Source organism: Bacillus sp. 220_BSPC, assembly GCF_001054655.1.
Lineage (GTDB): Bacteria > Bacillota > Bacilli > Bacillales > DSM-1321 > Peribacillus > Peribacillus frigoritolerans.
Genome location: NZ_JVPL01000214.1, coordinates 1 through 22,966 on the forward strand (window position 1 = coordinate 1; position 22,966 = coordinate 22,966).

Annotated in this window: 15 protein-coding genes and 3 pseudogenes; 2 read left to right on the plus strand and 16 right to left on the minus strand. The window is 39.0% G+C overall.

Translation table 11 applies throughout. The features are described 5' to 3' along the window. Window positions 1–235 precede the first annotated feature (235 nt). Window positions 236–508, plus strand: a complete 273-nt coding sequence (locus tag ADA55_RS17110) for a hypothetical protein (protein ID WP_034307327.1) — start codon at window positions 236–238, stop codon at window positions 506–508. Window positions 509–920: 412 nt separating this feature from the next. Here ADA55_RS17110 and ADA55_RS30635 read toward each other — a convergent pair. From ADA55_RS30635 to ADA55_RS17175, 15 genes and pseudogenes are all read right to left on the minus strand, one after another. Continuing rightward, window positions 921–1,189: pseudogene (locus ADA55_RS30635) on the minus strand (SPFH domain-containing protein); the annotation flags it as partial. A gap of 414 nt (window positions 1,190–1,603) precedes the next feature. Next, entirely contained in the window at window positions 1,604–3,112 is a 1,509-nt protein-coding gene (locus ADA55_RS17115; RefSeq protein ID WP_375543405.1) for a glycoside hydrolase family 32 protein, read from the minus strand. A 135-nt stretch (window positions 3,113–3,247) separates the two neighbouring features. Further along, window positions 3,248–4,711, minus strand: coding sequence for a glycoside hydrolase family 68 protein (locus ADA55_RS17120; protein WP_048686094.1), 1,464 nt, complete (start codon window positions 4,709–4,711; stop codon window positions 3,248–3,250). Between the two features lie 145 nt (window positions 4,712–4,856). Next, window positions 4,857–6,131 (minus strand): ABC transporter substrate-binding protein, encoded by a 1,275-nt coding sequence (locus ADA55_RS17125; protein WP_048686096.1) that lies wholly within the window; start codon window positions 6,129–6,131, stop codon window positions 4,857–4,859. Beyond that, window positions 6,131–7,297: a response regulator gene (locus tag ADA55_RS17130; protein ID WP_048686099.1), complete on the minus strand. Its 1,167-nt coding sequence runs from the start codon at window positions 7,295–7,297 to the stop codon at window positions 6,131–6,133. Before ADA55_RS17130 ends, ADA55_RS17125 begins: the two co-directional genes overlap by 1 nt. Continuing rightward, window positions 7,275–9,104 carry a cache domain-containing sensor histidine kinase gene (locus ADA55_RS17135; protein ID WP_065421177.1) on the minus strand — a complete coding sequence of 610 codons (1,830 nt, stop codon included), beginning with the start codon at window positions 9,102–9,104 and terminating at the stop codon, window positions 7,275–7,277. Before ADA55_RS17135 ends, ADA55_RS17130 begins: the two co-directional genes overlap by 23 nt. 262 nt (window positions 9,105–9,366) lie before the next feature. Next, window positions 9,367–9,890: pseudogene (locus ADA55_RS17140) on the minus strand (FecCD family ABC transporter permease); the annotation flags it as partial. A 1,022-nt stretch (window positions 9,891–10,912) separates the two neighbouring features. Next, entirely contained in the window at window positions 10,913–11,749 is an 837-nt protein-coding gene (locus ADA55_RS17145; protein WP_048686101.1) for an alpha/beta fold hydrolase, read from the minus strand. A gap of 402 nt (window positions 11,750–12,151) precedes the next feature. Beyond that, window positions 12,152–12,261 (minus strand): annotated as a pseudogene (locus tag ADA55_RS31420) (hypothetical protein); the annotation flags it as partial. A 210-nt stretch (window positions 12,262–12,471) separates the two neighbouring features. After that, the gene (locus ADA55_RS17150; protein ID WP_048686103.1) at window positions 12,472–13,152 is read right to left on the minus strand and encodes a C40 family peptidase; all 681 of its coding nucleotides are present in this window, start codon (window positions 13,150–13,152) and stop codon (window positions 12,472–12,474) included. Between the two features lie 827 nt (window positions 13,153–13,979). Continuing rightward, on the minus strand, window positions 13,980–15,035 hold the full coding sequence (locus ADA55_RS17155) for an aldose epimerase family protein (RefSeq protein WP_048686105.1): 1,056 nt from the start codon (window positions 15,033–15,035) through the stop codon (window positions 13,980–13,982). A gap of 254 nt (window positions 15,036–15,289) precedes the next feature. Beyond that, window positions 15,290–16,684 carry a sugar porter family MFS transporter gene (locus ADA55_RS17160; protein ID WP_048686107.1) on the minus strand — a complete coding sequence of 465 codons (1,395 nt, stop codon included), beginning with the start codon at window positions 16,682–16,684 and terminating at the stop codon, window positions 15,290–15,292. A gap of 307 nt (window positions 16,685–16,991) precedes the next feature. Continuing rightward, window positions 16,992–18,416: an L-arabinose isomerase gene (araA, locus tag ADA55_RS17165; RefSeq protein ID WP_048686109.1), complete on the minus strand. Its 1,425-nt coding sequence runs from the start codon at window positions 18,414–18,416 to the stop codon at window positions 16,992–16,994. Between the two features lie 51 nt (window positions 18,417–18,467). Further along, window positions 18,468–19,163: an L-ribulose-5-phosphate 4-epimerase gene (locus ADA55_RS17170; protein WP_048686111.1), complete on the minus strand. Its 696-nt coding sequence runs from the start codon at window positions 19,161–19,163 to the stop codon at window positions 18,468–18,470. A 22-nt stretch (window positions 19,164–19,185) separates the two neighbouring features. Continuing rightward, window positions 19,186–20,796 carry a xylulokinase gene (locus ADA55_RS17175; protein ID WP_048686114.1) on the minus strand — a complete coding sequence of 537 codons (1,611 nt, stop codon included), beginning with the start codon at window positions 20,794–20,796 and terminating at the stop codon, window positions 19,186–19,188. Window positions 20,797–21,134: 338 nt separating this feature from the next. Here ADA55_RS17175 and ADA55_RS17180 point away from each other — a divergent pair, with 338 nt between their 5' ends. Continuing rightward, window positions 21,135–22,226 carry a GntR family transcriptional regulator gene (locus ADA55_RS17180; RefSeq protein ID WP_048686115.1) on the plus strand — a complete coding sequence of 364 codons (1,092 nt, stop codon included), beginning with the start codon at window positions 21,135–21,137 and terminating at the stop codon, window positions 22,224–22,226. A 2-nt stretch (window positions 22,227–22,228) separates the two neighbouring features. Here ADA55_RS17180 and ADA55_RS31240 read toward each other — a convergent pair whose 3' ends face one another. Further along, on the minus strand, window positions 22,229–22,357 hold the full coding sequence (locus ADA55_RS31240) for a hypothetical protein (protein ID WP_289350176.1): 129 nt from the start codon (window positions 22,355–22,357) through the stop codon (window positions 22,229–22,231). Window positions 22,358–22,966 lie beyond the last annotated feature (609 nt).

Consider the following 22,966-nt stretch of genomic DNA (forward strand, 5'->3'; position numbering starts at 1 on the left):
GCCATAAAAATAGACAAACTCGATTTTCATCGAGTTTGTCTACAGTCTGGGCACATCCTTATTGGATGTGCTTTTTTCGTTCCCTATTCTTTCTGCCTGCATTTATTTCATACCTTTAATGTATTGAAGGCATAAAAAACACGCTGCAATAAATATAATAATATTCCCTGAAAGATGAGCTCTGAATAATTTCATGGATAAAAAGGTATATTGGTAAGGAAGGAGTGAGTTAGAATTGGATGGTCATACAGTGAAAAATATTTTTGATGATACAGGATACCTTTTTTTATATGATAAATTCAGTTATCATTTTTATATATCCGGATTGTTCGATGTAGTGGAACAAGAAAAAGTAATCTCGGATTTTTTAAATTCTTATGGCTTCGATGATAAAAACCCTCTCTTTTTTGACGACTTTTCCTATTACTTTAATTGCTTTCATTATTCCCACCAAAAACAAAGGATGATGAATTACTTGAAAACCGAGTATGACGAACATATTTGTTAAGTAGTATAAAAGACCAGATAAACTGCCAAAACTATTCAAAAGTATAATCGTCCCTTACCTGAGACTATAGGCAAACTTGATGAAAATTGAGTTTGCCTACAGTTTTTTTATGGTTGTACGATTTAGATGTTGATTTCCGCTCCAGGCACTCGCATTCCGCGGGCGGTCCGGGAAGCCTCCTCGGCGCCTTTGCGCCTGCGGGGTCTCCCCTGGACGCGTTTTTCCCGCAGGAGTCTCGCACCTTTCTCTCCAATCAACTTTGGTTTAACTTTTAGATAGTAGTCTACAAACTGTAGCTCCCTTGTCTATATGATTGGACCTACAGTTTTTTGCCTATACAATTTGGATGTCGATTTCCGAACCCACTTTGTCTACATACTGAGGTAAGTGCCCCTTAAATTTCCCCCTGTTATTCTTCCTTGCTTGCTGCCATATTCATGTTCGCTTCGGCTCGCTTGATTCGCGATTTTTTCTCTGCATCGACGGAGCTATATCTGCCTCCCTCTTCACCTGCGTAATCCTTGGCTTTACAAGCGACTCATGATATCCATTTTAGCCTGAATGTCTTTAATGGTGAACGATACGATAATGAGTCCCATTTTAGCTAAGTCCTGCGAGGCTCCCCTCTTTACTTTACCAGGAAAACTTTCCATGGTTTTTATGAATTTCCCCGACTGTCATATGTGAGAATTAAAGAGTTTATATATGGTATATGGAATATCCATTAAACCCAAGTGTTTCTGAGAGAAATAAAACCTAAAATTGTATCATTTCCCGTAAGGTGTTAAGAACTAAAGTTCTGTTCTGAAAACCTAAGTTTCTTAACACATTTTAGCTGAAGGATTTATGACGATTTTCCTCATCTGTTGATGTTCAATAACTCATACATTTATCTATGTTCAGTTAATATGACAAAGATAAGTTTCAGTACATAGGCTTATAGAAATCGAGCTTTTTCTATGTCGAAATTTGCTTAACGTATGTTTTGGGCGAAAAGTTGGTGATGCCCCTTTAGTAAATGTTCATATTTGAAGAGTCATTTCTTATAAAAGAATGTATGTGTATTCATATGAAAGGTATCTGCCAAGATGAGGTTCAATTAATCGGATCAAAATGTGTAACCTTCATATTCTTAAAGATTGCTTTGCCGCCATCGGTGAAGAGAGTAATTCCTTTATCTTCATCATGAGGGAATATTAAGTTTGAATAAGCAACCTTTCCATCATCCACAAAAACTTCAATACTGGTTTTATCGACGAGAATCTTTAAATGAACCTTCTTCTTACTGACATCAAATGGTGCAGTACTTTCAACCAACTGATTCGTTTCGTCAGGTTGATCTGTGAATACCCGATTGACATAAGAGTAATTTCCTTCTGCAGAAATGCCTACGTCAACGCGGCGTTTTTGATCTTCTGACTCCCTGAGCCTAAATCCTGCATTCTTAAAATCCGACCATGAGAGATCTGCCTCTATTTGATAGGTATCTCCTTTAACATCAAGTGTTTCCGAGCCATCCACTTCGATTTTATCAAAAGAATTCGTTGAGCTTGACAATTCTTTTAATGCTTCTGAAGGCTGTGAAGAAAGATAATACTTGTTCTCGCCTTCACGCTTTAGTTCAATTTGACGGACGATCGAATCCATTCCGTTAAACCCTTCTTTTAATGTCGGCGTATTGTTGGCGTAGGCCCAGTTATTCATCCAAGCGAGGGCATAGCGTTTGTCTAATTTGTCACTTGCCTTGCCATCTTCAAACGTTACTCCGCCATACCAATCGAAACCGTAGTCTAGCCATTGCGGTTCATTGTTATCTAGAAGAAATTCCGTTCCATTAAACGTTCCTGTCCAGTATGCATAGGTGTTGGGTTTCCCTGCTGCTTTACCGTTTGCACTGACGCCCAGCACCCACTTTACTGTCCCGTCATCAGCACGGATCTGGTAAAGGTCAGGGCACTCTAAAACTCCAATGTTCTTAGTGGAAAAACTGCTCGTATAGCGCCAATCTTTCAGGTTATAAGACTCATAAAAACCTATTTTCGATCCTTCGGCCATGGTCATGACCCATTTTTGATTCGTGTTATCCCAGATGATTTTTGGATCTCTAAAATCCTTCGTTCCTGGATTTTTCATAATAGGCTCGTCACTGTAAGAGGTAAACGTATTTCCTTTGTCCGTACTGTACCATAGAAATTGTTCTTGTTTCTGGCCATCCTTAGAGGGTTGTGTTGCGATCGCCACAAAAGCCTCTTTTCCAAACCCAGCTGTATTTTCCTTGTCTACAACGACTGACCCTGTCCATGGATCCCCATTTTGATTCGTATATTTTGGAATGGCAATTCCTTCATCCTTCCAGTGAATTAAATCTTTAGAGGTGGCATGTCGCCATTCTGTACCATTTCCATCCGGGTAATCTCCATTATAGAGGTAAAAATAATGATAATTTCCTTCATAGAAAAGGGGCTTCTGTGGATCGTTTTTCCAATGATCAGGAGAAGTAAAATGATAGGCAGCTCGGTATGAGTGCCTTTCTACCTTATTTGGCGGAGTAGCTTCTTTTGTTTTATAAAATGAATGAATCAAAATTCCTGTGCTAATAACCATCCCTAATCCAAGAACGAATAATGCAACCATCTTATATTTCTTTTTGTTCACTTAAACTCACCACTTTTTTCTTTTAAAATAGAAAAAAGAAAATGCCAAGTTTTCCTGACATTTTCTTTTTCTTTTCACTGGTAACTACTTAACCGTAATCTGACCTTGTTCAAGAATACTGTCTTTTACTACCGATGTTTGTTTCCCTTTAATGTTAAGCTGGAAGCTTGGGGCAAAGGTAGATTTATTGTCTTCAAAATAACCTCTGTTTGTCATGTAGCTTGTCACTACAACATTATCACTGTCAGCCTGCGGGATTGCATAGTGTGCATAGTTCCAAGTGATGTCATATGGATCTAGATCCTGATGCAGGACGATGCCCGTTTTATTTAATGGTTTATATGGGCCAGTTAAGGAATTTGACGTGTAGCCTAACATGTAAATATCTTGATTATCGATTCCATCAATGGTCATTTTTGATCCTCTTGAACTTGTGAATAAATACCACTTGCCGTCCTTTTTAAAGATGTTTGGACGTTCGATTTCATCTGTGACCGTATTGGAAACAATCAATGGCTTCATTTCTTTTTTCAACGTATAATCGTCGTTTACTTCAATAATTCCAATTGCACCGTTTGCAAGTTCAGCTAACTCTTTTTTAGGGCTTTGCATAAGTTTGTTTTTCTCACCCTGGAAGAATTTATTGCTGTTGCCATAATAAGCTCTATTGTATAGCGATTCTTCGCCTTGGTAGCCATATTCTGTACCCGTATTTGCTTCAAATACAAGGTATTTGCGGCCGTTGTCTTCTACATAGTGAGGGTCTCTGAAGGTATGATTATCAGCGGAATTCCCGTCCTCTACAAATTTATCTACAGTTTGGTAGTACTTGCTGTCTTTGCCTTCATAGATGGATTTGTAATCCTCAACACCATCCACTTTTAATGTTTCAGAATCTGGCTCTGAAAGGTTCACTTGAGCGGTTGTCAAGGTTTGTTTCCCATAATTCCCCGACTCAGGTATATACGGTTCACGGTTTGTATAGAATAAGCGAACTTCCCCGTCCTCAGTGAAGGTTGCAGAACCTGACCACTCTTCGGCTTGCTCTTTTAGGTAAGGATCATTTGGAACGTTTTTATCATTCTCATCAAATACTCTTCCAGCATTCTTCCAAGCATCAAGGGAGTTGTCGCCCACTTTTTTGTAGAATATGTAGATGAACGTATCACTCGCGTTTTTAGGATCGCCTGCTAATCCAAAAACGATATGATATCCTTTGTACTCTGCAACAGTTCCATCAGCGTTTTGCAATGGCCATGTATCCCACACATCTAAGTCAATGGTTTCGCCTGATTCCGTTACTTTTTTGGCAGAAGGGATGTTTTTAATTGTGGATTCGTCAAACTTAGGAACGGCATATCTAGTATCACCGTGCTGATTAATCATATCTTTCATAGCTGATCGAGTGATTTGTGAAGTATCGTACGTTTCTTTGTAATCTGCCGGATCCTTTGGAGCTGCAAATGATTGGGTAACAGTACCGCTTAATAGAATGCCAGTACTAAGTATTCCTGCTGTTGCCTGTTTGGCAAGCCTGCTAAAGTTCATAAATCTTCCTCCTCGTTTTATGTGTTTGCTAGTACAGTAGAATTATAGGCGATTCATGAAAAGAGGGGTATGCCACATATTGATTGGAATTTAGTCGTATATTGATATCGCAATTTTGGAAGGCAAAAAAAGCCCCGGCAAGAGGCTATTCCTTCGAAAACCTCTCCCAGGACTTCTGATATTCATTGAGCAGCTGATTGCGGTTCAGCTGTTTCCCGACATAGAGCTGAGTCGCGGCTCCGAATTCTTCCCTTATTTCAACAGGGAAGTGAAACCAGTTAGATGGGACGGTGTTCCCATCTTTGTAATTTCGAAGAGTTTCTTCTGCGAGTGGCCCTATATCATCAGTTTTAATGTTCTTAAACGCAGGTATGAATTTGAATTCTTCCGTCATGAACCGTTTTCCTTGTTCTGACAACACCATCCAATTTAAAAATTTCTTGGCTTCTTTTTTCTTTTCAGGAATGGACTGTTTATTTACGGCCCAATAATTTGGAACGCTGACGACAAGGGCTTCCTTTAAAGGTCGGTCATTAATCGGAATCGGCATAAAACCGATGTTCATGTCAGGCGAAGCTTGATCGATCATCGGCTGAATCCAGTTGCCTTGCTGAATGATGGCTGCTTTTTCGGAGGTAAACAGATTCACTTCCATTGTATAGTCCGTTGACAGTGGATTATCGTTTCCGTACTTTATGGTGAGATCCAGCAGGGCAAGGAGATCCTTAAATGTTTGATTGGTACTGATTTTTTCCGTTCCGTTATTTAAATTTCTTATAAAAGCATCAGTATCCTTTTGCTGGGCAAAAGCAACATTCATTAGATGGTCGCCCAATTTCCAGTCTTCATAGTAGCCTGTCGCAAAGGGAGTGATGCCTGCATTCTGCAGCTTTTCGGCAGCTGCTGTCAGTTCAGAAAGAGTGGCGGGCTGTTCAGTAATGCCGGCTTGTTTAAATAGATCCTTATTATAGATAAAGCCATACCCTTCAAGGTTAACCGGCATTCCGTAAATTTTCCCGTCCAATGTGACCGGCGTCAGGGATTCTTTGTATGCTTGATTAATCCAGGGCTCCCCTGAAAGATCCTCCAGATAGTTCCGCCACAGCTTGGCATTTTCATAGCCGCTGTTTGTAAAGATATCCGGACCAGTGCCGGTCGCCATTTCGGCTTTTAGGTCGGCGAGGTCATCCATTGCTCCTCCAACAGTATGTACCCTGATATTGACGTGAGGGTTTTCCCGTTCATAAGCACGCGTCATTTCTTCAAATTGAGTGGAGATTTCCACTTTCGGATTCCTTAAATCCAGCGTGATTTTCCGCTCTGTCTTTTCCGTTTTTTCTGGTGGGGCTACGTCCTGACATGCAGAAAGAGGCAGGCTAACGGCTCCGATTAACAAAAGGGATAAAAACCTGTTTTTCATCATGTCACCCCTTTAGATTCATGTTGATCGTTCCTGTTCCTGAACTCAAAAGGCGTCATGCCGACGACCTTTTTAAATAGCTTTGAAAAGTAGATTTCATCCTGATAGCCAAGCATGGTCGAGATGGAGTAAATGCTTTTGTCTTTTTGTTTCAGCCACGACTTTGCCTGGCTGATTCTAAGCTCCGTGATGTATTTGGACAGGGTCATTCCGGTTTCTTGCTTATATTTTCTTGAGATATGCTCGCGGCTTAAAAAGAAAACATTCGACAGCTTTTCCAGACTCAAATCCTCCATATAATACATGTCAACATAGGAAACCATGTCTTCCATGCGGCGAGCGGCATCTATTTCATCCAGACGGTGGATGGATCGGAAGTTTTGTTCCTCGAGCTTTTTCTGCAGAGCCTGAAACGAGGTCCTGATATCCGATAAAGTTTCGACCTGTTCTTCAGTTACAAGCCTTACCGGGATATCGAACTCCTGGCTGATCCATTCCTCAACGGAGAGCCATTGATCGCGAATGGTGATAACAAGGCAGAGGTTAAGATCCGTCTGCAGGGAAAACGCATTTCCTAATTTGCGGTCCGTAAGCTCAGCTGAAAGCTTTTGGATATAGAGATCCGGATTGTGCATCTGGTAAAAGGAGAGCAGCGTCAGCATATAGCCCTCCGATTCAGGAAGAAACTCGGCAAGGCTGATTGAATCTGAACGGTCCCCCAGACATATCGCAGTGGCTAACTGGTTTCTCCGCAGTTTTTTCACATCTTCCAGCACTTCAGCATGTTCGAAGTCATCCTTCCAGGCTTGTACCGATTTTTCCAGTGTATGATTGAACGCCTCATACTCAATCGGCTTCAGCAGGTAATCAAAGCTGCTGTGCTGAATGGCTTTGCGCATATAGGAATAATCGTTATAACCAGTAATGAAAATAACTTTCCCCGGATAGGAAATGGAATCCAGCCACTCAATCAGTTCGATTCCGCCCATACCGGGCATTTTCACGTCTGTAAAGATAATCTCCGGACGTTCTTTTTCAATCAGTGATTTTGCCTCATGGCCATTTTTGGCTTCCAATAGCTTGGTGATGCCGTAAGTTTCCCACTGGCCTAAATGGCGTATGGCGTCCCGCACATTGAATTCATCATCGACAATCAGTGCTTTCACCGTGTTCATCTCCTTTCCTGAAGTAAGTCTTTATCATTCCCAAGGGGGTCTTTATCGGGATCCTCATGCTGACGGAAAACCCCAGTCCGTCATTAGAATCTACTTTCATTTCTGCACTTGGTCCATACCCTAGAAGCAGCCTGTCACGAATATTCTTCAAGCCTATATGTTCATGCGAATAAGTCCCTTCGTAAGGGGGTGTATAGATATGTTCCCGTAGAGTCTGAAGCTCTTCTTCCGTCAGACCCGGACCATCATTCACGACAGTAAAGCACAGATCGTTTCCTTGTTTTTCCCCGTTAATGGACAAATGAGCGTTGCTGTAACCTTCCTCATACGTGTGTTTAAAGAAATTCTCTGCTAGAGGCTGCAGAATCATACTTGGAATAGTCATGTCCAAAATGGACTCATCGATATTGACCGAGTAACTTACATTTTCACCAAAACGCTCTGTTTGAAGCGAGAGGTACGCTTTTGTATACTCAGCTTCATCCCGAACCCGTACCCATTGATCTGCCTGCATTGAGTAACGCATCATTTTGGACAGCGTAGTCAGCAATTGATAGACCTTTGGTGCATTCGACCTGAGGGCAACAGCGCCGATGGATTGTAAAGCGTTAAACAAAAAATGAGGATTAACCTGTGATTTTAACGCCCTGAACTGGTTCTTCCTGTTTTCAATTTCAAGCTTATATTCACGGTCAATGTGGGAATTGATCCGGTTCATCATGTCCTTCATGTGTGACTCCAAATGGCCAATTTCATCACTTTTGGTATCATCAAAAGGGACATTCATATTTCCGCCTTCAATGGAGCGGACTTTGCTGCTCAGCCTCGTAATGGGACGGGTAATCCTATTTGAGATAATGCCTATCATCAGCAAACCCAGTATTCCTACGCCGATGCCGACAAGGATATTGGTATAGGCGGTTTTCCTGACATCTTCATATAAAGCCTGACTCGACATGACCTTAATCAATTTCCAGCCGCTCAGTGACCCTGATAACTCCTTTGATAAGAGAATATCGTCATCATGCCGGCTCCTATTCCCGTCAAGACGTTGCTTTTCATCGGCAGGAAGAGGTTTTCCAATCAGGGCACGATCATTTGCATACATGACACGATCTTTTGAATCAATAAGCAAAACAGAAGATGCGTCTCCCTGGACAAGGTTATTGCAAATGCGGGCGTACTCGCCCAAATCAATGTCGATTGTAATCATCCCAAGAAACTTTTTAGAAAGAACGTCTATAATTTTGTGGTGAAAAGTCATCACCATCGTTTTGTCCGATTTTGGAATAATGGCTGCATTATTGTAATTCTCAAGAGGGTGGGGCGGCTCAATCAAATATTGTGAGTCAGATGTATACAGCTGTTTGATCGGGTCCTGGTTCAGAAAATTCGGCTGATACCTGTGTGTGCTGATCATTGCATTATAGACAGTAAATGACTCATTGTTTTTAGCAATATAGAAACGGATTTGCCGGAATTCTTTTCTCATTAAATAAAAGGTTTCGAGACTCTTTTCCATGGTCATAGGGTTGAAATAAATGGAGTCTTCGAAGCCGTTTTTAAAAATCCGAAACAGATCAGGGTTGCGGTACAGAATATATGGAAAATCAATCATGTCGTCAAAATACTGCTCCAGTTCATCCGCATTCTTCTGAAGCTGCTCTCGGCTGTTTTCAAGTTCATACTGCTCCACACTGTTTTTTGTATAAGTGTAGATGAAAAAAACGGACAGGAAATAGGGCAGAACGATGAAAATCAGCAGCATGATCAATAAACGGCTTTGTATGCTTTTCACAGGAGGCACCCCCTTTCGCAGAAGGCTCTTTTTTTAGTCTGATCTTATCTTCTCACTTTAGCATCCTAAAACTATATCAAATCAAAAAACCAAGTCAATCATGCTTAAGTAGGATTCGTGTAAGTGCATGTATCGTTATATTTCGCAGTTCGGGCTTATATTATGTTCCAATCTTCGCTGCACCAGAGATTTGAAGATGATAAGGCAAGCAAAAAAAGCTGAAGACATCTTCAGCTTTTACAATAATTGTGCTTTTTCTCCTACTCTTCGTCAACAAATACATAAAATAAGGAGCCCCTATTAAAGAGATCATAATCCCCGCAGGTATGCCTGTGAGTTCCAGTATGTTTCTTCCGATGGTATGCAGCCAGGCGCGGATCTGAATCGCTACCGGCAGGAAGAGCTGATTTCGAGGTCCGACCAGAGCTCTTGCAAAGTGAGGAACCCTGAGCCCGACGAAGGCGATGCCTCCTGTTGCTGACAGCTGCTGCTGCAACGCAACCGCTGTCAGCAACAGGATCGCCCTTTCTTTTTCAACTGATACACCTATGCCTATCGGCACAGGTTCACTCAACCAAAGAAGATTCAGCCGACTCGCTTTGTACAGTGTAAAGGGGATGAGAATAGCAGGTCTGCATCCCATATGTTCCCTGACAGCCAATTTGCAATAAAATCCACCTATTGTCGATCAGCAGATTAAATAAGGACAAGCATCAGACCTGAGAGGGCCATAGAAAATCCCGCCCCGGTTAATACAAGTTTGACTGGCTGCATTCCCGCAGTCCGTCTTCGTAATAGTCACAAGGGGTGGTAATTCGATGGCTTCAGAAGGTTTCAAACAACATCACTTAACTTGTCGTATCTTTATGTAAAGCATTCGAAGCTTCGTTAAAGTAATCATTGTCTAATTCGAAACCGATAAAGTTCCGATTTAGATTTATAGTAGCCTGCCCTTTTCATCCTGAACCCAGATAACAATCCAATACTGTTTCACCTTCATTAGTTATAGTTACGATAATAAAATAATTAACTCAGTAACCAAATTAAGGCAAATTTATCTTTCTTAGTTTTAGATGATATTCGTCAAAATATGATGAATTACGATTAGGATATGTCTGGACTATATTAATATGGGGAACGGCTGTAGGGTTTTATACAAAGTATAAATTTCCTACAAGTATACATTTGAATATCGAAGATTCTATTAACACTTATAGGAGTAACTGTTAGTTTAAATAAACATTTACATAAATATAACGTTAAAACGAATCGAATAATTCAAAGGAGAGATAGAATTGATAAACAGTTGATAGAGAGACTGAAAGAAGAAAAAGTAATTCACTCTTTCAGTTAAAGCACGGTTTCGATGCAGGGACGGAAAAGGGAAATAAATAAGAAGTAAGCCTTTGTCACTTTGGGCAAAGGCTCCTTTTTTGACGAGTTTCTTCTATTAACTAAGAAGGTATTAGACTGCCTTTTTTCTTTAGAAATACATTTATAACAATTAAGGTCAAGTACATCTCGGGGTGCCCTAGATTCTGCTAATAGCTATAATACTGTATATATCACAGCTAACTTTTTTATTAGCAGAACCCCAAAAATGCAATTGCAGTTAACATAAAGGGTATTGAAAAGTGTAGAATTATCCAATCAATCCCTGATATCAGTGTAATAATAATTGCTACGATTCATTTATACTAAAAGTTAGCAACACTCTGCTTTTTCCTCATATTAAGAGTTTTCCTACAACCTTATAAAAAGAAAGACTGCTCCTCCTTCTCATTTGAAATAGGATCGTCATTACTTTATTAATCTTTTAAAAAGGTTAGTAACGCTTCATTAAATTCTTTTGGATGAGTTGCGTTTAATCCATGCGGACCACCTTTTATTAGAGCGAGCTCACTACCAGGAATGGAATCATATGTACGTTTTCCACTTAACTCAAAAGGTACAGTTGCATCAGAGTCACCGTGAATAATAAGAGTAGGTATATTGAACTTTTCCAAGTCCTTTCTAAAATCTGTCTTACTAAAGGCCGTTATACAATCGAGCGTACCCTTAGGTGAGGCACTGGCTGCAATATCCCGATTATATATACGGAATGGCTCACTAACTAAATCTGTTTGATTACCCGCCGCGAAAAATCCCTTCGTAAATTTGTCAAGAAATGCAAGGCGGTCATTTATCACGCCACTTTTGAATTCTTCAATTGTTGCATCATCTAATGCTCCTTCGGGATTATCTTCTGATTTGTATAAATAAGGAGGAACTGCTCCAGCAAAAACAGCCTTTTCAATACGATCTGTTCCATACGTACTAATGTATCGAGCTACCTCACCTCCACCCATAGAAAAACCAACGAGTGTGACATTTTGAAGATCTAAATGTTCTAACAGTTTATGTAAATCGGAAGCAAATGTCTCATATTCATACCCTTCCCACGGCTGGGATGATTTCCCGAACCCTCTACGATCATATGTTATGACTCTGTAACCTGCTTCAATAAGAGCTGGCACCTGATATTCCCAAGAGCGACCACTTAAAGGCCAACCATGTATTAAGACAACGGGTTTCCCTGAACCATGATCCTCATAATAAAGTTCAATTGGAGCATGATTTTCATTACCTACAGTAAATTTTGCCATATAAATTTCCTCCCATGAATTAAACCTATATTCTTGCTTCTCTAAACAAAAAACTCTTTACTTCAAAACATTTAACATATTTTTTTGCGAAATGTTTATAGGATTATTATATTCCCTACTATCGGAATTGTAAAATTATTCAAAAAATATTATCAATCAATATTATTAGATTACAATTTATTTGTTTAAACCAAGGTGTGTAAATTATTAAAAAATATTGAAAAAACTAAACTGAAAAATCGAATTAGGAGATTTCTAAGCAACTCCAATTGGGGTATCTCCAATTAAGTTGGAATTAGGAATCACAGCCCTTCCTAAAACATCAAGGCTTATTTATCGATTTCACTCTGCAAATTTTAACTTATTTACAAAAAAATTAAAAGACCCTACGATAACAGTGAGCCGCAGCTTGAACGCTACGATAATGAGTCCAACTTTAGCTAAGTCCTGCGAGATTACCTTCTGAACCTCCTGGGGAAACTTTCACGGTTTTTATAAACTTCCTCGAATGTCTTATGTGAGAATTAAAGAATTTATATTTGGTAAATGAAGTATCGATTATACCCAAGTGTTTCTGGGAGCAATAAAAGCTAAAATTGTATCTTTTAAAAATTTTATGTTCTAATACCGATTCTACCATCCGCAGGACTTATTAGTATCGTAATCTATTGGTAGAACTAGAAAAGCCAGTCTCTTCAAAAAAGAACTGGCCACTTTCTCTATTACATTCTTTTTGCTCCTACATATCTTTTCTTCCAATAACTATTATCCATGGAGGAAATGCTCACACCGTTTGATGAGGAGCTGTGTATGAATTGATTGCCCCCTATATAAATACCGGCATGTGAGGCACCAGGTTTATAGGTTTCATAAAAGACCACATCTCCAACTTGTGGTTTGGACACCTTTGTCCCCTTTTTATAAATTTCCGATACCGTTCTTGGTAATGTGACATTTGCACCTTTATCGAAAGCGTATTTTAGGAATCCGCTGCAATCAAAACCTTTTGGTGTAGTTCCACCCCATACATACCGTACATTCAAATGTTTCTTTGCTTCCTTCACTATCGCAGTAGATTTATTGCTTGTTTTATTTACATTAGCGTTGGAGGTCTTCTTTTTTACTCCCAAAGCTTTATATGTATTCGGACCGACAATACCATCAGCTTTTAAACCTTTACTTTTTTGGAACTTTACGACTGCACTTTTAGTAACGGTCCCAAAATATTTAGTTGTATTATTACTCTTAAAATATTGTTTTTTCTTTAGAACCTCTTGTAATTGTTTTACTTCTGTATGAGTCATTCCACTTTTTAATGTACGATCGCCCAATGCAGCATTACCAACCAACGGATTTGATAGTAACAATCCAGAAACAACAAAAGATGCTATGATTTTTTTCATTTTCTCCCCCGATTAAATATCTTTTTTATCATTTTATCATCTTTAAGTGACACACATATTTACCTAATTTTACATTATTATTACAAATGCATACATAAAGTGAGTATAAAATACAAAATAACCAAAATATCGCTCATGCTTTCGAAAGGTATTAATTAAGAGTAAATTCCTTGCTTTTTATAGTAGTAACCATCCTGTTTGGATAGTCTCCTCGTACTGTAATATATTCTCCACTCCTTACATTTTATTTTTTCACTAGTTACAAATCCTTGAGCTTATTAAATACATCGAAGTTATGACTTTAATTTGGGATATTCCATTTAAGTAAAATAAACATCCCCTTACCCTTAAATTAGGTGGTGTCTAACAAAGGCATATCGCTCACGACTATAACTGCCTGAATATTTTTCGTGATGCCATTCCATTCTTGGAGAATTCCTGCCTTGTTTCGTACAAAACAATCGAGTGAATGATTTGTCGGGAACAATCGTTAATTTTTTTGAGGCATAGGAAAAGCACCTCCTTTGATACAAGGATCGTATCAGGAGGTGCTATGTATAGAATATGTGCTGTTTAAATGGGGGCTTATCTTTAACCTTAGTTTTACAGCCCACTATCTAACTGTTTACGCTTAAAGATATAAGTTATCCTCTATCATCGAAAACTCAGTTCGAGTGAATGGCTAATTCTTATTCGGCGGGAATCCTACCCGCTACATGTCACGAGCTATGCTCGATCGTTCTTACAGTCACGGATGTCGATCCTAACTAGCAGCCGAATCTATGTAAAATTATCGAAACGAAATCAACCAATTCAACTCTTTAACACTAACTGGAACCTTCAGCTGAGTGGGTACTGACCTCAATTTTGTATTTTGTTTGGGAAGTATAATTTTGGCCTGCTAAAAGAAGAATATCCCCAAAATCTTCAAACTCAATCGCTCCTGGAGCAGCTTGGGTTTCAAACGTTATTCCGCCGTGTTGAATTAATTTTTCTCCGTGCATAAGTGGCACATCTTTCACTAAGTTTGCCGTGTAAATGACAACCGCAGGCTCTTCTGTGTATACCTCGACTGTTATTTTCTGGTCAGGACTAATTAATTTGGCTGCAGTTTGATGAAGTCCTGGGCACGTAAGGAAGAATGGATGATCGATCCCTTGAACTTTTTTAACTTCTGCGTCATTGGCTTCAAAGGTTGATTTTAATTTCTTCGGTGTTCGAAAATCATAAGGCGTGCCGATTGTGCTTCGCTTTTCCCCAGTTACCGTGGTATCTTCATTTACTGGTGCAAATTCTTCAGAAAAGATTTGTAAGAAATGATCATCGATTGGATTGCTGGGATGCCCTGTTAAGTTAAAATAGACGTGATTGGTCGGATTAAAAACTGTGTCTTTATCACTTTTTGCTTGATAGCTCACTGACCAAATATTTAAGTTGTCCAATGTATAAGTCACACTTACTATCAAATTCCCCGGAAAACCATTCTCACCATCAGGTGAGTGGGTTGAAAAGATGATCGATGCACTTTCATCCGTCTCCTTCACTTCATAATCCCAGATTTTTTCATCGAATCCAGGACTGCCACCGTGTAATGTATTCCCTAATTGATTTACAGCTGTTTGGTAACGTGATTCACCAATTGAAAATTCGCCATTTTTTATTCTTCCAGCGACTCTTCCTATTGTTGCTCCATAATACGTTTCTTTTTTGTAATCCTCAATCGAGTCAAATCCCAATACGATATTATTACGACCCGATTCCGTTAGGACGAACAGATTGACGATTCTTGCACCAAAGTTCGTAACTTCCATTCTTACTCCATGATCATTTTCTATCGTAAACAGCAAGACTTCATTTCCAAACGAGCTTTGTGATACTTTCATTTTTATCGGCTCCTTCCCTATTAAATTCCTTCATAAATAAAAGCTAAAACACCATGAATTGCACTAAAAGTTCAGCTAACATTTTTAATAATTGTAAAGCCCGAAGTAGCAACCTCGGGCCTAAGAAAAGGAATCATATGAGTAAATCAACATATTCTTGATGAAGTATTTTCCCTTATGTCCCCCTGATTTAAAATCTCTTCTATTCGCGTATAACTTCTTTTAATTCCGCTCAAAACCTTAATAGTTCTAATTTAAGCACTTTTCCCCTTAGCTTGTCTACTTTCCCCAATTTTTTCAATTTCCTCCAAAGTATGACCTCGAGTTTCAGGAACGCATGTCCGAATAAATAAAACACCAAGTAAACAAATAGCACCGAAGATTGAAAAAACAGCTTCTTGAGACATCGAAGCGGTCATGATCGGAAATAGCAAGCCAACCAAGAAAGAACCAATCCAGTTAAATGATGAAGCCACTCCTGACGCCCGCCCGCGAATTACCAGCGGGAAAATTTCTCCAACTATGACCCAAGTTAATGGAGCCCAAGTGAATGAATAAAGAGCTACATAGATACTTAAGAAAACAACCATCATCATCGGGTTTGCATTAGGAATTAATACATTCAATATGGCCGGCAAAATAAAGGATAGCCCCATAATCGTTCCGCCGATTGTTAATAAAGTACGGCGATTAAATTTATTAGCAATCATTAGGAATATTAATGAACCTAGTACGAGAATAACCCCTTGAATAATTGGCCACATCAATACTGAGCTGGCTTCATGCCCTGTTGCTTTTTCCACAATCATAGGAATGTAATAAAAAATTGCGTTTGCTCCCTGAAACTGTTGAAACGCAGCAACACCCACACCAGCCATTACTAAATAACGGTATTTATTACTTAAAAGGGTACCCCATGATGCTTTTTGATTTACCTTTGCTTCCTCTTTAACAGTTTCTTGTATTTGTGTTATTTCAGAATCAATTTGTTCTTTGTTAGGGCGAATATAGCCCAACACCCTACGAGCTTCATCCATTTTATTGTTCTTAATTAAAAAACGTGGTGATTCGGGTAACCTTGACACTCCAATAAATAAGATCAAAGCAGGTACGGCAGCCAAACTAAGCATCAACCGCCAAGCCATTGTTCCTGGTAAGTCTTTCAATAAATAAGCGACAATGTAGGAAAGCAACATTCCAGAGACAATCATTGTTTGGTTAATTCCTGACAGACGTCCACGTAAACGTGCAGGCGCCATTTCCGACATATAGGCTGGGACCAACGCAGAAGCAGCTCCAACAGCCAACCCTAATAAAATCCGAGCAACAATCATAAAAAGGATCCCGTTATGAGGGGATATTCCTGCCAAAATGGATCCAACAGCAAAAATGATAGAAGATATTAAAATCATTTTGCGCCGTCCTAAACGATCAGAAAGTTGTCCGGCCATGGCACCTCCAAAAATAGCTCCAAACATCAACGAAGAGGTAATCCAGCCAATGGCACCTGGGTTGTTTTGAAGGTTCCAATCATGTTGCAGAAAAGGCAAAGCACCCGTCATAACGCCGATATCATAACCGAAGAGAATGCCTCCAAAAGCCCCAAAAAAATAAATGAATCCACTTGAGATTTTCTTTTCATTAACCATTTAAGTTCCCCCCTAAAGGTTTTAAAATTATATTTGATCCCACTACTAAAATATTGATTACTTTTTGAGAAATAATAATAGTGTTTTCAAATCACAAATACATGCCAGTTTCCATCATAAAAGTTATTTATTAAGATGAATTCCGTGTCGTCATTGTCTATTAAAACGCTTTCATCTTTTCCCTAAAAACTACGAAAACGCTTACGAAAATAAAGGGATCATACTAATGGTCACTATTTCCATTCTTCAACTTCTGATTACCTATTTTTCCCTCCAAGGAATCAGAGCCTCCTTGGAGGGAGAGACATTACTTAATAACTACGTATTCCAAGCCAACAAGTTTGGCATAGGTTATGATTTGGTCTGTTGTTAAATTCAATGAAACAACTGTATGGTGACCTCCACCATTCTCAAGCCAAGCTTTCACTCCATCTTGGAAGTTTGGCTTCACTTCCCAAAGTACACGGGCCACTGGCAGGCTTGGTGCTTGAACTGTTGGCTCGAATGCAGAAACTTCATTAATCAAAAGTTTATAGTTTGTACCAAAGTCAGCCATGGAAACAACGACACCGTCTCCTGCTTTGCCGTCGAATACTAAACGTGCTGGATCTTCACGATCACCTATACCTAATGGAGATACGACAATTTTTGGTTTGTTACTTGCTAAAGATGGGTCGACTTCGAGCATATGTGATTGAAGGATTGATTCTTGTCCAGCAGCTAATTCATATGTGTAATCTTCCATAAATCCAGTTGATTGGTTATGGCTCATCACTTTCAGTAAGCGATCAAGTGCTGCCGTCTTCCAATCTCCTTCACCCGCAAAGCCATATCCTTGTGCCATCAAACGTTGGACGGCAAGACCAGGAAGTTGTTTCATCCCATATAAATCTTCGAAGTTCGTTGTGAAGGCCGTGTAACCACCATCATCAAGGAAACGTTTAATCGCAATTTCATAGCTTGCCTGTACCTTTACGCTTTTCTCCCAATTTTCCCTACTATAGGTACCATAATCAAATTCATAATGGCCTTCGTATACTGCAAATAAAGCATCAATTTCTTCATCAGTAACCGCATTTACATATTGAACAAGGTCTCCGATTCCAAAATAGTCAACTGTCCACCCAAATTGGATTTGCGCTTCAACCTTATCCCCTTCGGTTACTCCAACGTTACGCATGTTGTCTCCAAAGCGAGCGACCTTAATGTTGAAGCTTTCGTTATAAGCAACCACTACGTCCATCCATTGTGCAATTTGCTGCCGGACTTCAGGACGCTCCCAATAACCTACAACAACTTTATTTTGTTTTTTCAAACGAGCATTGATAAAACCATATTCACGGTCACCATGAGCGGATTGGTTCAGGTTCATAAAGTCCATATCAATCGTTGCCCAAGGAATACTTTCATTGAATTGTGTAGCTAAATGAAGCAATGGTTTTTGTAATAATTTTGTTCCACGAATCCACATTTTTGCAGGTGAGAAAGTATGCATCCAAGTGATGACACCGGCAACTTCGTCACGATAGTTGACTTCTTTCATGATGTTTGTGATTTTATCTGCACTGACAGCTAAATCCTGCAGTACAAGTGGATAAGGTAAAATACCGCTTTCATTTAATGCATCGGCTATCGTTTGTGCATTCGCCTTGACCTCTGCTAACGCTTCTTCCCCATATAGATGTTGTGATCCTACGACAAACCAAAATTCCTTTTTTTCTGTTGTTAACATAATAAGCCTCTTTTCTTTATCTAATAGGTTGATAATTTGATAGAGTTGATCTTACTTTTGACCGTAATAAGCATATTTTCCATGTTTTCGTAAATAGTGTTTATCCAAAATATTTTGTGGTAATTCTTTTGCAAAATGATTTAATTCCCGTGTAAATAAATTCATTTTCGAAACTTCATCCAACACCACACTATTCATTACGGCGGATTTTGCATCTTTCCCCCAAGTAAAGGGACCATGACCATGAAGTAAGATACCAGGAACGGCTAAAATGTCTAACCCGCGCTCTTCAAATGTTTCGATGATTAACTTCCCAGTCTCCACTTCGTATCCACGATCAATCTCCTCTTGTGTTAGGTAGCGGGCACATGGGATGGATCCATAAAATGTGTCTGCATGAGTGGTACCCATCGCTGGAACATCAAGGCCTGCTTGAGCCCAGATTGTCGCCCAAGTTGAATGAGTATGCACAATGCCGCCGATTTCTTGGTAATATCTATAAAGTACTGCGTGAGTCGCTGTATCTGATGAAGGCCTCAACTCTCCTTCAACAACATTGCCATTTAAATCAACAACAACCATATCGCTGGCTTTCATCGTTTCGTAATCAACACCACTAGGTTTGATTACAAATAAACCGCTTTCACGATCAATGGCACTCGCATTTCCCCATGTATATTTCACGAGTCCATATTTAGGCAAGTCCAAATTTGCTTGAAATACCTCTTCTTTCAGTTGTTCTAACACGTCAATCCCTCCAGTTTTCCACTCATAACATCAAATTGTCTACAGCGGCCTGCTCAATCACTAAACCCTTCCTGTATCTTTCAATAAATGCTTCAAATCCTTTAACATCTACTTGATCAGGATAAATTTCTTGCCCATCAGCCTCTTCGAATACTTTTTTGTCAAGGAAGTCTTCTAAACTTTCTTTTTGATCTTTATTCATCATGTAAGATGCAAGAATCGCCATTCCCCACGCGCCGCCTTCTCCTGCTGTTGACATAACTGATACTGGAGTATTCATTGCAGCCGCAACAATTTTTTGTCCAACAAGAGGGGTTTTAAATAAACCACCGTGAGCCAAAATACGATCAATTGCTACATTTTCTTCTTTTGTCAAAATACCCATTCCGATTTTCAATGCACCGAAAGCAGTAAAAAGGTGAGTCCGCATAAAGTTTGCTAAATTGAATTGACTCTCAGGCGAGCGGACAAATAATGGTCGCCCTTTTTCTAATCCTGTGATATTTTCACCTGAGAAATAACCGTAGCTAAGCAAACCGCCACCATCTGGATCCGCTTCCAAAGCTTTATTCAACATTACTTCAAATAATTTATTTATATCAACCTTTTGTCCCATTGCCTCAGAAAATTCACGGAACAATCCCAGCCAAGCATTGAGATCACTTGAACAGTTATTCGCGTGAACCATTCCAACGGGACTTCCATTTGGTGTAGTTACCAGATCAATTTCTGGATATACTTTTGAAAGTTCTTTCTCTAGTACAATCATCGCAAAAACGGAAGTTCCTACTGATATGTTTCCAGTACGTTTCCTCACACTATTCGTAGCAACCATTCCAGTCCCAGCATCGCCTTCCGGTGGACAAATTGGAGTGCCTGGTTGTAAATTTCTTGATCTATCCAGGATTTTCGCTCCAATTTCGGTCAATTCACCCGCTTGCTCGCCTGAAATGTAGACTTTAGGAAGAATCTCTTTTAGCTTCCAAGGATAACCTTTCGTCGCAATTAAATCGTCAAACTGCTTGACCATTGATTCATTGTAATCTTGTGTTGATTCATCAATTGGGAACATGCCTGAAGCATCTCCAATGCCAATTGCTTTATTTCCAGTCAATAACCAGTGAATGTATCCAGCCAAAGTCGTAATACAATCAATGCGAGGCAAATGTTTCTCTTCATTTAATATTGCTTGATAAAGGTGAGCAATACTCCATCGTTCAGGGATATTAAATTGAAATTGATCAGTTAGTTCTTTTGCTGCAACACCTGTTGTTGAGTTACGCCAAGTTCGAAACGGAACCAGTAGCTCCCCTGTACTGTCAAAAGCCATATATCCGTGCATCATTGCAGAAAATCCAATAGAACCTATTTTTCGAATGGTAATTCCATAATTCCGTTCAACTTCTTGCTTCATTTCACTATAAGCTGTTTGCAGACCAGTGATAATATCCACTAAGTTGTACGTCCAAATTTCATCTTCCAAGAGGTTTTCCCACTCATAACTTCCAGATGCGATAGTTTCATGATGATTATCAATCAATACCGCTTTAATACGAGTGGATCCAAATTCGATTCCAAGTGAAGTTTCTCCCCCGGTAATCGCTTGTTTAATTTTTAATATATTCGTTTGCACGTTAATCCCCCTTCTGTCAGCGCTTTCAATAAAAGGAGGCGCTTAAATTTATTAACAACCATATTATATTTTTTGTACGTACATTTGTCAACGGTTTATATTATTTATACTTACAACTCCCAAGCAGAATACTCCATCCTCACCTTAAAGTCATAAATTAGGATTAAAGGAAGTTATCCGACATGAAACCTAAAGGTAAATAGGGGGAATTTATAACTTTATACAAAAAATAAGATGATTTGTTTTAATTCATTCAAAAATTATGTTAAAATATGTCCGCACAAATATTTTAAGCGCATAAATTAGAATGCAAACAACTATGGAAGAAGTGAGGTTTAATGAAACCAAAGTATCAGGTAATCATTGATGATTTAAAAAATAAAATCCTTACAGGTGAATATAGTGTAGGGGAACAAATTCCTACTGAATCCGTCATGCAAGAAATGTACAACGTTAGCCGACACACTGTACGAAAGTCCATTTTAGAATTATCAAACGAGGGATTCTTGAGAAGTGAAAAAGGATCTGGCACATATGTTAGTAACCAATATCAATCAAAATCTGGTGGCAATTCCAAAAATAAAACGATTGGTGTAATCACGACCTACATTTCTGATTACATTTTCCCTTCTATTATCCGCGGAATTGAAAGAAGATTGAATGAAGATAATTATTCGTTACTATTAGCCAGTACAAATAATGATGTCGAACAAGAAAAAAAAGCCTTGGAAATGATGTTGTCATTTGGCGTGGATGGTATGATCATTGAACCTACAAAAAGCAATCTATACAATCCCAACATCGGTTACTACCTATCATTTAAGGAACAAGAGGTTCCATTCATCATGATCAACGCTTATTATGAAGAATTAGAGGTCCCTTTCTTTTGCCTGGATGATGTGCAGTCAAGCTACCTCGCAACAAAAGAATTGATTTCGAAAGGACATACCCAAATTGGACTCATTTCGAAAATGGATGATTTACAAGGAAAGTATCGAATGAAGGGGTATATAAAAGCACTTGGAGAAGCCAAATTACGCTTTCAACCAGAACAATTGCTTTCGTTTACTACAGAAACGAAGCTAGACCTATACACGAACTTGAAAGAGTTCCTAAATGAAAATAGAGACGTGTTGACTGCCATTGTTTGCTATAACGACGAGGTAGGGTTGGAAGTTGTAAATGTATGCAGACAACTTGATATTTCTATTCCCGAACAATTATCAATTATTGGCCAGGACAATTCCTATATTGCGAAAAATGCCAATATCAAACTAACGACATTAACACACCCACAAGAACGAATGGGACATGATGCAGCTGATTGGGTCATTAAGAAATTACAAGGAAAGAAGGATTTACCAAACGAAACCTATTATCAGCCAGTGTTAATTGAAGGCGAAACTGTCAAGGAGTTAGACATACAATAACCTTAGTGTGTGATGCCTATAGGCTCCACTCCCACAATGGCTGCCTCCATCCATTTTATTAAACCAGCAAATCCATCTTCATTATTTTCAAATGCAAATGGGTCTACGATTACAATTCCACGGGAATTCACTGCTCTAGCACATGTAATTGTTGGGCAATATCCACTCCAATGAAAATTCTATCGTTTAGTTGATTTTGTTTATCTTGCATTTTAAACTTCAAATCAGGGTTCCTCATAGGGTTTTGAGTTAGTGTGGTGTCTTACTCATATCTCACTGAGGAGCCCTATTTTTTTAAAAGCTGAACCCGTTTTGTTCCATAAGAAAAAGGCTGCCACAGCAACCTCCTTTTTTAAAGCAAGACCCATTAGTTCAGTAATTTTTAATAAAACATCATATCTAAGGAAAGTGGAACAAATAGTATAACTGTTGCAAACCAAATGGGGTAGCTAAACGAGCAGAAGAATTTACTTAATCAACAATTATGGCTAACGTAACCTTCAACGAGGAAAGTACTACATTGAGCATGTAGATGAACAAAATGGAACAGGTGCAATCCATTCACTTGATTAACCAAATAAAAAACAAAGTGTGTCTGTAACCAGCTTATAAGAACAGTAATTTGTCCATATTTCTTCGATACATTAATAAACTTCCACCTTCGGTTATGGATTCATGTTAGTTTAAGTTCATGGACCATCTTCTTTAACAATCTATCCCCTTGTTTAAGTCTACACTAT

Bases quoted from the DNA above. Each gene is read 5' to 3' on its own strand.
- ADA55_RS17115 (WP_375543405.1), bottom strand. From the start codon at position 3,112: ATGGTTATTAGCACAGGAATTTTGATTCATTCATTTTATAAAACAAAA.
- ADA55_RS17120 (WP_048686094.1), bottom strand. From the start codon at position 4,711: ATGAACTTTAGCAGGCTTGCCAAACAGGCAACAGCAGGAATACTTAGT.
- ADA55_RS17125 (WP_048686096.1), bottom strand. From the start codon at position 6,131: ATGAAAAACAGGTTTTTATCCCTTTTGTTAATCGGAGCCGTTAGCCTG.
- ADA55_RS17145 (WP_048686101.1), bottom strand. From the start codon at position 11,749: ATGGCAAAATTTACTGTAGGTAATGAAAATCATGCTCCAATTGAACTT.
- ADA55_RS17150 (WP_048686103.1), bottom strand. From the start codon at position 13,152: ATGAAAAAAATCATAGCATCTTTTGTTGTTTCTGGATTGTTACTATCA.
- ADA55_RS17155 (WP_048686105.1), bottom strand. From the start codon at position 15,035: ATGAAAGTATCACAAAGCTCGTTTGGAAATGAAGTCTTGCTGTTTACG.
- ADA55_RS17160 (WP_048686107.1), bottom strand. From the start codon at position 16,684: ATGGTTAATGAAAAGAAAATCTCAAGTGGATTCATTTATTTTTTTGGG.
- araA (WP_048686109.1), bottom strand. From the start codon at position 18,416: ATGTTAACAACAGAAAAAAAGGAATTTTGGTTTGTCGTAGGATCACAA.
- ADA55_RS17180 (WP_048686115.1), top strand. From the start codon at position 21,135: ATGAAACCAAAGTATCAGGTAATCATTGATGATTTAAAAAATAAAATC.